This is a genomic window from Herbaspirillum sp. SJZ107, from assembly GCF_006715485.1.
In the GTDB taxonomy this organism is placed as follows: Bacteria; Pseudomonadota; Gammaproteobacteria; order Burkholderiales; family Burkholderiaceae_D; genus Telluria.
In genome coordinates, this window is the sequence record NZ_VFNH01000006.1 from 195,334 (window position 1) to 211,592 (window position 16,259).

Below are 16,259 nucleotides of genomic sequence, written 5' to 3' on the forward strand. Positions count from 1 at the left end.
ACCAAAACCTCTCCCGGTCGAGTTGTTGGTAGTTACATTGGACAAACGCGAGGCTGGAGCGTGCCGGCATTCATCCGGCACGCTCCAGGCCTCAGGCCGCCGTCATATCGCTCGCAGGAAACCCTGCAGCGGTGATCGCGGCGGCAATCGCATCCAAGGTTTTCACGCTTTCCACGCGGACCAGCCTGTCTTCTAACACGACCTCGACTTTGGCTTCCGGATCCAGGGCTTGCACGGTTCGGGTAACCCGGTTGGCGCAGCCGCCACAGGACATCTTTTCTACCTTGAGCGCATACATGGCATTCCTCCTGTTTGATTGCTCTGACTGCACTTTAGACCTTCCCATGATGGGAAGGTCAAGCCTGATTCGCGGTGATTCCGCCCTGTCCGGCCAAAGCTGTTTCGGCAAGCTGCCCAAGGCGTTTCAATGCTCGCTCGACTGTCGTGACATCCGCCGGCTGTTCGACACTTAGCATGCTCGTTCTCAAATCGATGCCAACCCGTAGACAGGGATCGATTGTCCGAATTGCCCCTTTCAGCCGGTAGGCACAGAACATGCAACGCATGCCATTCACGCGAAATTCGACCATATAGCCTCCTGATATTTAAGTTCAAGGAAGCGTAAACCTTCCAACGATGTCAGGGTCAAGGACTCCGAGACCTACCTACTAAGTTGCTCGCTCCCACGCGGCGTTTTTATGCCCGGACTGTTGACGCAAGCCTCGGCGCCGAAGCAGCAAGTAGACTACTGGCACGACGAACATCGACAGCAGCGGTGCAGTAATCATTCCCCCCACCATCGGCGCCGCGATCCGCTGCATGATCTCCGACCCGGCCCCATCGCCGATCATGGCCGGCACCAGGCCGGCGATGATCACCGCGACCGTCATCGCCTTCGGCCGTACGCGCAGCACGGCGCCCTCGCGGATCGCGTCGACCAGATCGGCCTCGCTCCCCTTCCCTTCCGCTAGGCGCGCCTCCCAGGCATGCTTCAGGTACAGCAGCATGATCACGCCGAACTCGGCCGAGACGCCCGCAAGCGCGATGAAGCCCACCCCGCCCGCCACCGACAAGTTGTGCCCGAGCAGCCACAACAGCCAGGCTCCGCCGGCCAGCGCGAACGGCAGGGTCGCCATGATCAGCACAGCCTCGTCGAAGCGGCCGAAGGTCAGGTACAGCAGCACAAGGATGATGGCCAGCGTCGCCGGCACGACCACCTTCAGCTTCGCAACTGCGCGCTCGAGGTATTCGAACTGTCCGGACCAGGACACCGAATACCCGGCCGGCAGCCGCACCTCCTTCGCGACGGCCTGCTGCATTTCCCGTACCGCCGACCTCAAGTCACGTCCCCGCACGTCGACATATACCCAACCGGACAGGCGAGCGTTCTCGCTCTTGAGCATGGGCGGGCCATCGTTGATGCGGATGACGGCCACGTCGCCGAGCCGGATCTGGGCCCCCGCTCCGGTGAGCACGGGCAGCTCGCGCAGCTTCTCCAGCGAATCGCGCACCTCGCGCGGATAACGCACATTGATCGGGAAGCGCTGCAAGCCCTCGACCGTTTCGCCGATATTCTCGCCGCCGACCGCAGCGGAAATCACGCTTTGCACGTCCGCCACGTTCATGCCGAAGCGGGCCGCAGCAGCGCGGTCGATCTGCACGTCGATGTAGCGCCCGCCGTTTAAGCGCTCGGCCAGTGCCGACGAGACGCCATGGACCTTGCGCACCGCAGCCTCAATCGCTCCCGTGACCTTGTCAATCTCCTGCAGGCTGCTTCCCGCAACCTTTATCCCGACCGGGCTCTTCACGCCAGTCGCCAGCATGTCGATGCGGTTGCGAATCGGCGGCACCCAGACATTGGACAGCCCCGGCACCTTGACGACCCGGTCGAGCTCTTCGACCAGCTTATCCGGCGTCATCCCGGCGCGCCACTGGTCGCGCGGCTTGAACTGAATGGTCGTCTCGAACATCTCGAGCGGGGCGGGATCGGTCGCGGTTTCCGCTCTGCCGGCTTTTCCGAACACGGTCTGGACCTCGGGAACCGTCTTGATCAGGCGGTCTGTCAGCTGCAGCAGTTCGGCGGCCTTGCCGACGCCGATACCCGGCAGGGCCGACGGCATGTACAGCAGGTCGCCTTCGTCCAGCGGTGGCATGAACTCGCCGCCTAGCCGGCTGACCGGCCAGATCGTCGCGATGGCGATCAAGGCAGCGACCGCCAACGTGCCCTTCGGGTGGCGCAGCACGGCATCGAGCAGCGGCCGGTACGCGCGGATCAGGAAGCGGTTGAGCGGGTTCGCATCCTCCCGCGGAATCTTTCCGCGGATGAGGTAACCCATCAGGACCGGAATCAGCGTCACCGCCAGGCCGGCGCTTGCTGCCATCGCGTAGGTCTTGGTGTATGCCAGGGGCGCGAACAGCTTTCCTTCCTGGGCCTCCAGCGCGAACACGGGAATGAACGACAACACGATGATGAGCAGCGAGAAGAACAGCGCCGGCCCGACCTCGGCGGCCGCCTGCTCGATCACCTGCCAGTGCGCAGCGCCTTCGAGCTTCTTGCCGGGATGCTGGTGGCTCCAGGCCTCCAGGTGCTTGTGCGCGTTCTCGATCATGACCACGGCCGCGTCGACCATCGCGCCGATCGCGATCGCGATGCCGCCCAGCGACATGATATTGGCGTTCACGCCCTGGTAATACATGATCGTATAGGCTGCGAGAATCCCCAGCGGCAAAGAGACGATGGCCACCAGTGCCGAGCGCAGGTGGAACAGGAACAGCGCACAGACCACGGCGACGACGACGAACTCCTCGACCAGCTTGTGCTCCAGGTTCGTCACCGCGCGCGTGATCAGGCCAGAGCGGTCGTAGGTCGGAACAACTTCCACGCCCGCCGGCAGGCTGGCCTTGAGCTGGGCAAGCTTCGCCTTTACGGCACCGATGGTCTCGAGCGCGTTCTTCCCGGAGCGCATGACGATGATGCCGCCGGCAACCTCGCCCTCCCCGTTCAGCTCCGCAATCCCGCGCCGCATCTCCGGGCCGACCTGCACGCGCGCGACGTCCCCGAGCGTCACCGGCACGCCGCCGGCGCCGGTCCGTAGAGGGATGTGCCGGAAGTCGTCGAGCGAGGCTAGGTAACCGGAAGCGCGGACCATGTACTCGGCCTCGCCCAGTTCCAGCACCGAGCCGCCGGCTTCCTGGTTGGCCTTCTGTACCGCATCGACCACGGTAGCGTGTGTAATCCCGTAGGCGCGCAGCTTGTCAGGGTCGAGCTGGATCTGGTACTGGCGCACCATGCCGCCGATGCTCGCGACTTCGGACACGTTCGGTACCGTCTTCAGTTCATACTTCAGGAACCAGTCCTGCAGGGCGCGCAGCTGCGACAGGTCGTGCTTGCCGGTGCGGTCGACCAGCGCATATTCGTAGACCCAACCGATACCGGTCGCATCCGGCCCAAGCGCCGGCTTGGCCTGCGGCGGCAGGCGCGACTGGATCTGGTTCAGGTATTCCAGCACCCGCGAGCGCGCCCAGTAGGGGTCGGTCCCGTCCTGGAACAGGATGTAGACAAAGGAATCGCCGAAGAACGAGTAGCCGCGTACGCTGCGGGCACCCGGCACCGAGAGCATCGTCGTGGTCAGCGGGTAGGTTACCTGGTTCTCGACGATCTGCGGCGCCTGGCCTGGATAGGTCGTGCGGATGATCACCTGCACGTCCGACAGGTCCGGCAGCGCATCGACCGGCGTGCGCTGCACCGACCAGATGCCCCAAGCCACGAGTCCGACGGTGGCCAGCAGCACCAGGAAGCGATTGGCGATCGACCAGCGGATCAGGCGCGCGATCATTTGCCGTCTCCAGGTGCGGCGGCGCGTGTGGCGCGGGAGATCGAGACGACCTTGAACGTCCCGTCATCCGAGGCCTGGAATTCGAACTGCACGGTATCCCCGACCTTGATGTCCTTCGGTAGACCGCCGGCCAGTGGCACGAAGCCCATGGTCATCGGCGGCCACTTCAGGGTGGGAACCGGTCCATGCGAAATCGTCACCTCGTCCTTGGCTATCTGTTCCACCTTGCCGGTGGCGCGATGCGTGGGGGTTTTCGTCGGCATGGTGGGCATGGGCTCCGCGGGGGCGACTCCGCCAAGGCGCTGCAGGGTACCGCGCAGGCTCGCCTCGGAGTCGATCAGGAACTGGCCCGAGGCCACCACCTTCTGGCCTGCACTCAGGCCTTTCACGACCTCGGTCTGCCCATTCGCCTCGGCACCCGTGGCGACCTCCACTGGCGCGAACCTCCCTTGATCGGACACCGTGATCACGACGGTGCGGGTGCCGGTCTGGATCACGGCTTCTGACGGCACCAGCAGCGTTTCACGGCCTTGCGCCGGCGCCATGTGAATGGTCGCGAACATGCCCGGCACCAGCTCCCCTCCGGGGTTCGCCAGCTCGATCCGCGCCTTCAGGGTGCGCGTCGACGCGGTCACTTCCGGCAGCAGCGCCTCGACCTTGCCGCTGAACTCCGTACCAGGAAAAGCCGGGCTAGTTGCCTTGACGGCCATCCCGGGCTGGACCAGCGCCGCCGCGCTCTCCGGCACCTCGGCATTGACCCAGACTGTACGTAGGCCGTTAATCCGGAACAGCGGCGCCCCCAGCGTAACCGCCATCCCTTCACGTACCGCCAGCTCGCTGACGACGCCGTCGATCGGTGCCGTGACAGTGATACGGGTGATGACCTGCGACCGCGCACTCACCTGCCTGACCTGTGCCTCAGTCATGCCCGTCAGCCGCATCCGTTGCAGGGCCGCATCGAGCAGGCCGGCGGTATCGGCGCCAGGCGGCATGCGCTTGATAGCCAGGTATTCCTCCTGCGCGGCCACCCAGTCGGGCACGTACAGCTGGAGCAAGGCCTGGCCCTTGCGCACCGGATCGAGCGGCGCGCGCACGAACAGCTTTTCCACGTAGCCGTTGCTGCGCGCCTGCAGCAGCACGAGATCGCGCTCGTTGAACGCGACATTGCCGACCGCGTCCAGGGTACTGGCCTGGGAGCCCTTCCGGACCTCGACAATGCGCATGCCGAGATTCTGCTGGATGCCCGGGCTGATGGCCACGCCGCCTTCCGCCTGGGCTTCGTCCGCATAGACGGGCACCAGGTCCATGTCCATGAAGGGCGATTTGCCGGGCTTGTCGAACTTCTGGCCGGGGACCATGGGATCGTGCCAGTACAGGATTTTACGCCCCGTTTTATCGGTTCCGGGGACGGCGGCCGCTGCCGGGGCTGCGCCGTGTGCGCCCGCCCGAATCCCGAGGCGATAGGCGCCGGCGCCGGTCAACCCGAGCACAAGCAGCGCGCCGATGAGTGAAATGATGACGCGGCGGTTCATGGCCTGGCCTCCGACTGGTTCATGGAAGGCGGCATGCTGCGGCCCGATGGATAAAGGAAGTTCAGCTGCGCCCAGCGTTTCGCTGTCTCGGCCGCGAGCTGTAAAGCCTGAAGACGGACCTCGAGTTCGTTGCGGCGCGCGGCCAATACCTCGGCCAAGGCTGCCTTGCCGCCACGGTAGGCGGCGAGAACGGCCGCGCTCTGCTCAAGAGCAAGGGGCTCGAGCTCGCGTTTGTAGCGGGCAAGGCGCTCACGGCCGCTGCGCCACTCGTCCAGCATCACCCGCACTTCCGCAGCATGGGTGCGCAGCATCTCCTCGCGCTCGTCCCTGACCTGGTCGGCTTGCATGATCTTTGCTGCTAGTTCGCGGTCCTGGCGGTTCTTCCTGTCCCACTGAAGCGGTACCGACACCCCCACGGATAGCATGTTCGAGTAACCCTGCCCCCGGTGCTGCAGCGACACCTCGACCGACCAGTCAGGATGTCGATTCGCCTCGGCGAGCTGCACTCCCGTGCGTGCGATCTCTTCCTGGCGGTCGAGCACAGCGATTTCGGGGTGGTGCGCGAGCTGGCTGTCGATGGACTCCGGATCGAGCCGGACCTGGTCGATACTTGGAAGACTCTCGGGCGCGACGTCGACATCGGGCCCGGTCCAGCGCGCCAAGGTGCTCTGCGCTGTTCTCACGCGGGTGTCGAATTCGCTTACCTTGTCCTGGGCGGCGCCGATACGGCCTCGGGCCGCGAACACATCGCCCTGGCTGCCCTTCCCGGCCCGGTATGCGGCTTCTGCCGCCTCGAGATCGAGCTGCGCCTGGCTGACCTGCTGATGGACGAGGTCGGCCATCTGCTTCGCAAAATATAGGTCGATCCAGGCCTGTGCGGTCTCCCGCTCGACGCGCGCGATCGCCACTTCCTTTTCGGCGGAGGCCTTGTCGGCCGTCCGCTCCAGCTGGGCGGCGCGCAGGCGTCGTTTGTCGGACGCGGTCAGTTCCTGCATGACGCCGATCCTGCGCATGGTCATGAAGTCGGAACCGATATTGAAGCGGTCGGAACCGCTGACGGGGAGGTTGTCGATGCCGGCGCGCAGCACGGGGTCGGGCAGGCGGCCGGCCGCTACCGCCAGCTCACGAGCGGCGGCGATGGCGGCGTCCTGTGTAGGCAAGGTGCGCGAGCGCTCGAGTGCGCGCTGCTGCGCCTCGACCAGCGTCAGGCCTGCGCTGGCGGCCGCGGCCTGTTCATTGGGTAAGGCAAGGCACAACAGCATTGCGAGCGCAAGCGTCGAGCCGAACACGTCGGGGCGACACGGGGTGCGCCTCCTTGTGAGGTGAAGGAAATGCATGTAATAGCTCCAGAGTGCGAAGAACGGCACCGCCGCGTACTTAACGCGGCGGAACGATGACTCGGCAACTGAAGGCTATAGACGGAAACAGCAGTGGCGTATCGCTATCGGTGGCGATGTGCCGGAGGCGTGCAGGAAGACTAAAGGAGGCGTCGGCATCGCGCCCCTATCCTCTGGCCACAGAACGGACAGCGCAAACCCGGTCGCGACGAAAGGCATCACCGAAGGACTAGTCGGCTTCTCGAGCGAGACGGTCTGTTTGTGCGTGTCAGCGTAGCACAGTGTGGGACTTTGCTTGTCGGCCTCCGGGCAATCCACCATCGGCTGGCCGGACCTGTCCAGCATCGGTGTGCTTTGTGCCGGAATCAGAGTTGGACAGGCGTAGGCCGCCAGGGCCACCTGCATGAACAGGAGGCTCAACAGCGCGACAACGGCGCTCAGGAGGCGGATTCGGCGAGGATAGCGCATTGGTTGATAACAGATTCGTCACATTATATGAGCGCAATCGGGGTTGTGCTAGCGGGCGCTGCAAGGTGTCCAAACGACGTCACTGGCAACTGCGCTCGCCGTAGACATTATTCCCATAATGTCAAATCCATGCCTGATAGGCAGACGGCCTTCCCCGGCTAAGCCAGCAGGGGGAGCCGACGCCGGTTTGTTGTTCTAACTCTCAGTTCGCTTAATGACAGAGAAGTTCGAATTGAACTGACGCTCCGTCGAGCTGCGCGATAAGACACGCTTGCCGCAGCGATGAACCAGCGACGCATCTGCCTTAACGAACGCCTACATGCAATGCGTCAACAGTTCCACTTTTACTTCATTTGTTCAAGAAGTCTCATTTTTACTTAATGAACAGTCCCACTTTTACTTCATCGGACGGCGCCGGCGGGTGGGCAGGAAATGACCAGCTGCCGGAAGAAATTGATTGCATAATGGCAATAATTTTTCGGATGGAGCAGGGCTGAACCGTAAGCCGGCTGACGCAGCAGATTTTGCGCAGCGACCGAGTGACGTCAAACTTGGAGCCACAGGTGACTGGGCGAGATCGTTGACGATGGCTTGGACAGGTCAAGGATTAGTTCCGCAGGCGCAGAAACCGACGACTGGAATCAACGGATTTTCCGTGACACATCACGGCATCAAAGCCGATCGCTGTCGTGGAAGAATGCTCATACCCGATGGTGGCATTCCAATACATTCTGGCTGGACTCTGTCGGAAGAACTAAACTACGAGCCGCGCAGACCCGACGGCCCCGAAAATTTGTCGAGAGACCAACAGCAAACACACGTCAATGCGAGAACGACCGAGTCGGCTTGGCCAAGCGCTGGCGTTCTCCCTAGAGCTGTGCAAGTCCAGTACGCTTAGCGCCAAAGCGAATCGACAACACTGGACGCCGCGGTCTTGAAGCACGATAGAAGCGGGCAAAAAAATACCCACCGGGAGGCGGGTTGAATCCATTTTCTTGGAGGAAGATAGAGAAAACGTGAGCATCATGCTGCGCCGCACAAGAACTGTCTAATGACAGTTCGTGATACTTGAAATGCGCCGAACCCATATCTCATAAAGCTCTACCACAAACTCGACATTACATTTTCTAATGTCGAGTTTGCTGATCCGCTGGAGGCGAGCGCGGGAGTCGAACCCATTTACGCGGCTTTGCGTTTTGCACGCCGTATCGAGTCCTAATGCCCATGGATGGCATCGGCCGCACACCACACGTGGATACGCAAGCTGGGGCGAGCCTGGCGGGCTTCATACCCGACAAGCGGGTGCCGCGGACTCACATAGCGCGATGCCAGGCAGTCGCCTAATCGAATTTTTCGATGCCCGACGGACCGGTCCTGAAGTGCAGATACGCACCCCTGAACTATTGCGACACCAAGGCAGCGTCGGTCACATGGCTCAAGTTGAACGATCAAGCACTGCTCCGGCAATTTTCTGCCCATTCTGTAGGCATCCCAGCGAAACTGGCCTGGGAACTGGCTTTCTTCCCCTACGGAAGCGAGTTTTCCACAGAAATTGTGGATAGCTGACCCGGTGGGCATACCGAAAGTTTATTCTTGACCTTCCTGCGAACTGGAATACCTTACCTCGTCGCGCAGGATCGCGATGTTATGCCTGAGGCGTTCGGCCATCTCGACCTGCCCCCGTCGTCGGGCCATGCCGCGACGCTATCGAAGCCGGCCAGGATGCGCTTCAGTAGCGTGTCGAGATGAGCGGCATCGGCCTGGAGAAACCGAATCGATGGGCGTCAGAAAGGACGGCCTCGCGGGAGATGTCAAACCGCCTCGTCGACAGTTGCATATAGAGGCGCCGTGGCGTCTTCACTGTCGTCGAGCCACGCCGCGACGCTATCGAAACCGCCCAGGATGCGTTGCAGTCGTGTGTCAGGATAGTAAGCGGCATTGGTCTGGCTGAAGAAACCGAATCGGTGGGCGCAGGCAAGCACGGACTTATGGGAGACGCCAGACCGCCTCCCCGATCATTGTCTGGAGGTGCCGCGACGATTTCACCGGATTGGGAACGACATCGAAGGCCGGCGCCAGATGCCGGCGCCGCTCATCGGAACAATAGCTGACGGCGTGATTGGCATGTGGTTATCGTCGTTCCCGCGGGCGCCATTGAACACCATGCGTCCGAACAACTCCACGCGGTCACCGGCCAATGCGTCAAAGCGGTGCAACTCTTCTACTAGACGCGGATGAGTCCAGCCATAGATCCGGGTGAGGTCGTCAAGATGTAGCGCGTGCAGCACGGACGCCGCGCCGCCGCACATATAGCACCACAAACCGCTGGACAGGTATCGTACTGTGCCGGCGGATGGATAGATACAGGACGACCGAGGCGAAGTGCACGCCGCTGGTCCCGCCCAATTGCTGGCTGACCTGCTCGTGTTAAGGAATATCGGTGACGTCGCTTGCAATTGCCGGCGTGACCAGCTCGAGTGGCCTGTCATCGCCTTGGACAGCGGCTTTAGGTCGTACATCGTCCGCACGATCCAATTCAAGATCGCGGGCCCCGGGGCTATTCAGGCATCTGTCGTCAATCCATGCAAGTCGCATAAACGTAGGCAAGCTGGCATTGTCCCGATCCAGCCTCGGATGTCGCATGCCACTGGTACGCCGGGACGTCACGGGTCCATGACAAGGCGTGCCAGTGGGTGTCTCGACCGGGCGACCGGCCTCAAAACTTTCGTGTTTCGTTATCGACATCAAGGAATCGTCCGAGGGCGAGCGGCCGTGAAGCGGGAAGCAAGTCCGGCGCGGGTCTCGTCGTCACAACTTGAAATCCCGCTGGGCCAACAAGGTGCGACAAAGGACCTGTCTTACTACATCAGCTTGTGCAAGGTATTTGCGGGGTACCACAAACGGTGGCCGACTGTGGACTCGTCCCGTGACGAGTTCATGGCGCCGCGCATTCAGGATTACGACAGCCAGCGGCTCGACCGGGAACTACGGTTTCCAAGTACGGAACTCGAAGCAGACCCCGCCTATCGTGAGCTACAAAAGCGCAGTCTCATCGATAATGCGGCCGATGGTGTCGGCCTGGGCGCGCTGGATCCACGTTACTGAACCGTCCTTCGCGAAAGGGATATCACGAATCTGTTCGATTCCATTACTTTGCCGGATCGGGACGGCACAGGGGCAGTACGCTATGCGACAGGCGTTGTCGCACATGCTCCTGGTGAGCTGACGCTGCGTCTCGGGGAAGCGATACGTGCGCTCGCGCGCCGGAGCATGGGTCTCGATGCGGACGATCCGAAAGTACTCGCGAACAACTATTCGGTGCGAGTCCAGGCGACGGACGAGCTGAAAAGTCTTATCGGTGGCCTCGACGTTCGACATCCGCACGGGGACGAGAGCATGGCCGATGACTTTTTGCTGGATGCCAGCGACCAGGGCCGCCTCTACATCAAGTTCCAGATGCACGCCGGTAGCCGATACGCAGGCAGGTTCATCGTGGAGAAGCTTGCGGAAAGACTTACCGCTGTCTACTGCGCCGATGCGAGGCTCGTCGGATTAGGTGACACGTCAGCATAAGGTGGGCCGACAACGACAGGCGTCCTTGCCGCGCTGCGCCGTGCCGCGCCTGATGTCCTGAGTCCGCGGAGGTTCATCCGAGACCAGGGCCGTCGACAATGTGGGCATGCCACGGAAAGCGGAGGGATACATAACGCCGCCGAGGATCGCCCTCCTTCGAAGCAGGAGCGATCCTGCCATTGTCGCCGAGCGTCCGATCAACGGCGGCGACCTCGGGTCCGACGTGAACCCGGGGTCGCGTCCTGGCCACCGAAGAGGTCGGGCTGCAGTGGCCTCGGCGCCAGTGGAGTGGTCTCCGCGCTTTCTATCCGGGATTCGGCTACCGGAACCGGCGCGACGTTTCCGAAAGGGTCGATCGCCGCAGCCAGATTGCTCGTGAAAGCTAATACATCGTCCAGAACCCCGTACTTCACGGGATCGACAGGGTCGGTCGATTCGAACAGCTCACGCCGACACCGGGCGGCCGACGCACGGACCATCGACACCGCGCGGTTGCCGCAATCGCCTGTGATCAGCTTGCGGAAGCGATGCTCCTCCCACCTGTCCTGTTCGCGTTGCGAGAGGGACTAGGGATAGTGGAGCGTCTTATAGCGCAGGAATACCACATCGAGCCTGTAATCGGCGAAGACGGATCTTATCGAGGACAGTTGACCGGATCCATCGCCCGAAGCTGATCGAGCATGCGCCGGTCACCACTGGTGATAAAGTCGGCATAGAGCGCGTCCTCCGGGTCGCAGGCGGGAGCGTCACGATCGAGGACGACCTGCAGCAGCCTGGGCAGGTCGACCTCATCCAGTACACCCTGCATGACGGGCACATTCGCCAAGGCCTGGTCCAAATCAAGGCCGAGTGCGGCAGCACTCGCGCGCGACAAGGCGCTCAGGTCGCTAAATACCGCTGGCGCTTTATTCGCAGCGACGCAATTATTCGCAGCGACGCAATGGATCGGCATGGGATCGAACCCTTCGGGGCGGTCCTTGCGCTTGGTGACGAGGCGCCGACGAATGGTTTCGGCCTCGATTTCCAGCAGCTAGCGCGGCTCTTGCGACAAGTCCCAGGCAATTACCTCGCTCCGGTTGGTCGGATGCAGGGCGGCGGGAAGCATGATGCGCATGCCTGCCGCCTTCATGACACTGCGACAGACGTAGATAAACGGTCTTTTAAGCATCACATCCATTTCCCGCATGGCCTGGTTCTTGTCCAGCATCGAAAAGCAGTGCGCATACAGCTAGGGCTAGCGATCCTTGATGACCCGCGCGAGCGCAATGGTGGCATATACGTCCGACAGTGCGTCTTGCGCGGATTCGTGGAGTAATTCGTTCGCTGCAGCGAGATGCTCCAGCTTGAAGGATATCCTGCCGTGGACGTCGAGGGGCCGCTCCAGGGTATCCGGGAGCAGCGCATAGGTGGCGCGCACCAGATGAATCAGGTCCCATCTTCCGTAACCAGCCTTCCATTCGCGGGCGCAGGGATCAATGAGGTTTCGTCAAGCATGACGCGGGTGACTTCATCGTCGAACACGATCGAGTTGTAGCCAAAAGCGATGGTTCCCGGAGTGCCGAGCTGGCGATGAACCTGGTCGACAAATTGCAGCTCGGGCGAACCGACCTGCTGGCAGAACTGGGTCGTGATACCGGCGACAAGGCAGGCGAACAGATCCGGCAGATGGTCGGGAGACGACCTGCAATAGAACGTGGTTGGCTTGCCGGTGATGTTCAGGTCCATATCCGTACGGACGCTGGCGAACTGGACTGGACGGTCGCGGATGGGATCCGTGCCAGTCGTCTCATAATCATGACTAGCAAAGTGTTCATGTGAGCCTTTGGGGCTGGGCACCTGGACATTATAGGCCGGCGACACCGTGTCTTCGCACACACCAGAGTGAGGCACGTGGGCTGTGGGTACATGTTGAACAGCCGATGAAATATTAACAGTTAATATTTTTTAATAAGTCTTTGATTTGTAAGGATATTTGTCGAAATATACTGAAATATAAAACACTAAGTCATTGATTATTAAAGGAATTCATTTTTTCACGATAAGCCACCGTTAAGTGCCCGTTCGGATGGGGCACCGGTGATGGCAACAGGACTGGTAGAGTCAGCCGCAAGGCAATGTTAGCGATGAACTCTTTTAGGCGACGCGTGTATCAGCCGCATTCAGACCTGATGTATTTTCCTTCCGCGATGGAGGCTCACGTTACCTAGTTTTCGATGCGGCGCCAACGGACCCGTGATGCAGTAGGCCGGAAGCACATCCTTTTCCCGCCACGAGCCTCAAACATGTCTCGATGAGTAACCTCCACGGGATTTGTTTTCCGAAGCAGTGTCGTCATGAACGGCAGGATGAAGCGCATCTATGCATCTATCAAAGAGGAGTACCGAGGGCTCGACGGGAGGCTCCCGGGCAAACGAAGAAGCGACTTCGCAACATGGTGCATATGAGGTGCTTTCTCTGGCGTCCGATGTGAACGCGGAAGCTTGTCTCCGTGTCGCGATACTCATAAGGATTGAAGCGTTGTCGTCCCGGGTGTGGAGGAAGACCCGGACATCAAGCCAGCACTTGTTCTATTCGTTTGCCAGCAAGCGTTCATGCAGATCAGGAATCAGCGTTTGCCTACAGCTCAAATCGAGGGTGGGCCAGCGAACAATCCTTATGCCGAGTTTTTGTCACCCGCAGCGGAACGGCCAGCAGAATCGCGGATGCCGTCGTTGTCGCCTTCACTCCGTGCGATCGGTGTGGGCCAACGGCCTCACGTCAGACGGACTGGCTGGTCCTTGGCGATGACACTGTGATAAGCGCTCAACAGATCCCTGTGGTATTCGGTCGCCAAGGCTACGCCGACCGTTCGACTGACCGGCGTAGGTACCGTGTATCGGTGTGATACACGCCGACACTGAAATTTGTGCGCCGTCGGGCGCGGACCGCGGCCGCGAAATCCAAACGTGTTGGTGTGTCGATAAAAAACATAGGGCGCCACGGAGGCGCCCACATATTAACCGTTAATATTTGTTCGTAAGTGCTTGATTTTACTAGATAATATTCTTTCGAGGCCGCTTTTTTAAGAAGCTAAGTTATTGTTTTTAAACGGTTTTCTTTTTTGCGATCTCGAGCGTCCCGGCAAACTCGCGCAGCGCGGCCATCGCACGCTTTGACGCGAGCTCGACATCCACCCCGTTCTCGACCTTGATCACGATCTCGTGCTCCGTGATCTGCACCTTAAACGCGGAGACGCCGTTCTTGTCCGTGATCATCCTAGGCTCGGGCGGCTTGGTCCGGACACGCTTCTTCTCGAACGGTTTCGACAGTGCGGTCCGCAGTTCGTCGACATCCATCTCTGGCTTGTCGATCAACACTTCCACGCTGGCCGCGATCGTATCGACCGCCAGGGGGTGCCTGGCCAGAACCTCCTTAACCACGCGGGCGTGACGCGTCTTGAGCAACCCGGGGTACTTCTCGAGCAGGTCGATGATCGGGGTCGGGAACTGCAACAAGCTCAGGCATTGAGACACGCGGCCCTGGGAGCAGCCGAACAGGCTGGCGACGCCTTTCTGGTCGGTCGCGAATCCGCGGTCGAGCGCCTCCTGGTAAGCCTTGGCGCGCTCGTAGGTACTGAGTTCCTCGTTGCTCTCGTTGCTGGTGAGCGTCGCCAGCTCGGCCTCGCGGTCGCTCAACGGCCGCACCCGGGCGTCGATATCGGACCAGCCGATGAGGCGCGCGGCGCGGGTGCGCCGGTGGCCGGAGATCAGTTCGTACTTCCCCGACGGCAGGCGACGGACCACGATGGCCTCGTCCTGGCCACGGGCCTTCAACGTCTCCCCCAGCAGCTGGATCCTGGTCTCGTCGTAGCGCTTGCGCGGCTGGTAAGGCGAATCGACGATGTCCTGCAGCGCGATCTTCCGCACAAGGTTCGATTCATCGGCAACAGGTGCCGGGACGCTCGTTAGCGCGGCAAGCGCGGGCGCGGGCACGGCGGCCGGCGTCTCTGGAGCATCGTCGCGCAGAAGGTCTTCCAAGGACTTCGATGCGCCGGTTGGCGGCGACGTCATGTGCATCGTTTGCGAACTCGTCGTCGCTGAGAGGAGCCTGTCCTTGAGGGTGGCGTTGAATGCGGATTCGGATTGGTGTGCTTTGCTCACGGATTCTCCTGATGGTCAGACAGGGTTGCCATCCCTCACGCGGCGCGCAAGGTATCGGTCTTCGGGTTGGCGCCGAAGATGCCCAACTTGTCGACCAGCTCCTTGGTGCTGGCACGCAGTTCGTCAGCCGGAGTGCTGCTTGGGCGCGACAGTGCCAGCGGCAGGCCGTCGTCGTCGTCGAGCACCTTCTTGAATTCCTCGCTGGTACGTACCGTCTTATTCATCCAGGCGTCAGGATACTTGCTGGTTAGCGCGATCACCTGGGCCGCGACGCGCACCCTGGAGTCGTCGAAGAAATTGCCAAGGATCGCCAGCTGCGGGTACTTGCCATACTCTTCCTGCATCTCTCCCAGCACGCCGGCCAGGTAGGACACCGACTTGGTACTGTATTTTTCCATCGACACCGGGGCCACCACCAGGTCGCTGGCCAGCAGGGCTCCGCGCGTGGTCTGGTTCTTTGCAGGTGGCGCGTCGAACATGATGACGTCGTACTGCGACAGGTCGAGGTCCTTGTTCTTGCCAGAACGGCCTTCGGCGAGCCAGCGCGCGATCGCCAGTTCCGGCTTCTTGCCCAGGATGGCATCGACCGTGAACAGGGCTTCCAGGCGATCCAGCGTGACCTCGGACGGAATCAGGTGTGGACCGTTTTCCCCGAATGGTTTCTTGATCACCGCGGACAGGGGTTGCGTAGGTCCATTCTGCTGCCATTGTGGCAGCAGGTGTCCAAAATGATAGTTCACGCAGGTGTCGACCGGCAGGCCGCTGGCTGTCGCTTCCTCTGGAGTTAGCTCGGGGTCATAGCCGAACGAGATGGTGAGATTGGCCTGAAAGTCGAGGTCGATGATCAGGACGCGCAAACCAAGCAGCGCAAGGATGCAGGCTATATTCGATGACAGGGTTGTCTTGCCGACGCCGCCCTTGGGTGCGTAGATCGAGAGAATGCGTTTGACTTTGGCGGTGACGCCGTATTTCCTGGCTCGATAGGCTGCCAGGTCGTAGACGTTTTCGATGGTGAACAGGCGCGTTTTCGGTCCTACACCGCCCTGTCGTTCGATTTCAAGGCCTGCCTCGTCCGAGTCGCGGCGAACGGAATCGACACTGATACCCAACAGCTTTGCGACCGCCTGGACTTTGAAGGTTTTGCGCTTCATGAGGCTTCTCCTAAATTTCGATATGCTAATTTTTACAAAATCTCAGCCTTTGTGCAAGGAAAAATACTAGATTATAGTAAAAAACCTCGCAGCGAAGTTTGTCTTACGGGGACGTAAGCGTAGCCACGCACGATCGCGAAGAGTGGGCGGTTCAGGTAATTAATAATGACTTACAAAACTTTTTGTATACATTCATTCCGGGTAAGGGCGCGTTGCATGCGGG

10 protein-coding genes and 1 pseudogene are annotated in these 16,259 nt (G+C 61.0%); all 11 read right to left on the bottom strand.

The features are described 5' to 3' along the window. Nucleotides 1–91: 91 nt before the first annotated feature. The 11 genes and pseudogenes from FBX97_RS28800 to FBX97_RS28855 all read right to left on the bottom strand — a co-directional run bounded on the left by FBX97_RS28800 (nt 92) and on the right by FBX97_RS28855 (nt 16,036). Nucleotides 92–298 carry a heavy-metal-associated domain-containing protein gene (locus tag FBX97_RS28800; protein WP_141839270.1) on the bottom strand — a complete coding sequence of 69 codons (207 nt, stop codon included), beginning with the start codon at nt 296–298 and terminating at the stop codon, nt 92–94. A 58-nt stretch (nt 299–356) separates the two neighbouring features. Then, the gene (locus FBX97_RS28805; protein ID WP_141839272.1) at nt 357–590 is read right to left on the bottom strand and encodes a heavy-metal-associated domain-containing protein; all 234 of its coding nucleotides are present in this window, start codon (nt 588–590) and stop codon (nt 357–359) included. Nucleotides 591–668: 78 nt separating this feature from the next. After that, nucleotides 669–3,836 carry an efflux RND transporter permease subunit gene (locus tag FBX97_RS28810; RefSeq protein ID WP_141839274.1) on the bottom strand — a complete coding sequence of 1,056 codons (3,168 nt, stop codon included), beginning with the start codon at nt 3,834–3,836 and terminating at the stop codon, nt 669–671. Continuing rightward, nucleotides 3,833–5,368 (bottom strand): efflux RND transporter periplasmic adaptor subunit, encoded by a 1,536-nt coding sequence (locus tag FBX97_RS28815; protein ID WP_141839276.1) that lies wholly within the window; start codon nt 5,366–5,368, stop codon nt 3,833–3,835. Before FBX97_RS28815 ends, FBX97_RS28810 begins: the two co-directional genes overlap by 4 nt. After that, on the bottom strand, nt 5,365–6,705 hold the full coding sequence (locus tag FBX97_RS28820) for a TolC family protein (protein WP_255517672.1): 1,341 nt from the start codon (nt 6,703–6,705) through the stop codon (nt 5,365–5,367). The genes FBX97_RS28815 and FBX97_RS28820 overlap by 4 nt, the downstream gene beginning before the upstream one ends. Nucleotides 6,706–10,206: 3,501 nt before the next feature. Beyond that, nucleotides 10,207–10,635: a hypothetical protein gene (locus FBX97_RS28825; RefSeq protein WP_141839279.1), complete on the bottom strand. Its 429-nt coding sequence runs from the start codon at nt 10,633–10,635 to the stop codon at nt 10,207–10,209. A 745-nt stretch (nt 10,636–11,380) separates the two neighbouring features. Further along, nucleotides 11,381–11,953: pseudogene (locus FBX97_RS28830) on the bottom strand (hypothetical protein). A 27-nt stretch (nt 11,954–11,980) separates the two neighbouring features. Further along, on the bottom strand, nt 11,981–12,163 hold the full coding sequence (locus FBX97_RS28840) for a hypothetical protein (RefSeq protein WP_141839285.1): 183 nt from the start codon (nt 12,161–12,163) through the stop codon (nt 11,981–11,983). Between the two features lie 8 nt (nt 12,164–12,171). Next, entirely contained in the window at nt 12,172–12,636 is a 465-nt protein-coding gene (locus FBX97_RS28845; protein ID WP_370457379.1) for an exonuclease domain-containing protein, read from the bottom strand. A gap of 1,193 nt (nt 12,637–13,829) precedes the next feature. Then, nucleotides 13,830–14,885: a ParB/RepB/Spo0J family partition protein gene (locus tag FBX97_RS28850; protein ID WP_141839289.1), complete on the bottom strand. Its 1,056-nt coding sequence runs from the start codon at nt 14,883–14,885 to the stop codon at nt 13,830–13,832. 35 nt (nt 14,886–14,920) lie between these two features. Continuing rightward, nucleotides 14,921–16,036: an AAA family ATPase gene (locus FBX97_RS28855; protein ID WP_141839291.1), complete on the bottom strand. Its 1,116-nt coding sequence runs from the start codon at nt 16,034–16,036 to the stop codon at nt 14,921–14,923. Nucleotides 16,037–16,259: the final 223 nt, after the last annotated feature.

Coding starts and splice junctions, on each gene's coding strand:
- FBX97_RS28800 (WP_141839270.1), bottom strand. CDS start 298: ATGTATGCGCTCAAGGTAGAAAAGATGTCCTGTGGCGGCTGCGCCAAC.
- FBX97_RS28805 (WP_141839272.1), bottom strand. CDS start 590: ATGGTCGAATTTCGCGTGAATGGCATGCGTTGCATGTTCTGTGCCTAC.
- FBX97_RS28810 (WP_141839274.1), bottom strand. CDS start 3,836: ATGATCGCGCGCCTGATCCGCTGGTCGATCGCCAATCGCTTCCTGGTG.
- FBX97_RS28815 (WP_141839276.1), bottom strand. CDS start 5,368: ATGAACCGCCGCGTCATCATTTCACTCATCGGCGCGCTGCTTGTGCTC.
- FBX97_RS28820 (WP_255517672.1), bottom strand. CDS start 6,705: ATGCATTTCCTTCACCTCACAAGGAGGCGCACCCCGTGTCGCCCCGAC.
- FBX97_RS28855 (WP_141839291.1), bottom strand. CDS start 16,036: ATGAAGCGCAAAACCTTCAAAGTCCAGGCGGTCGCAAAGCTGTTGGGT.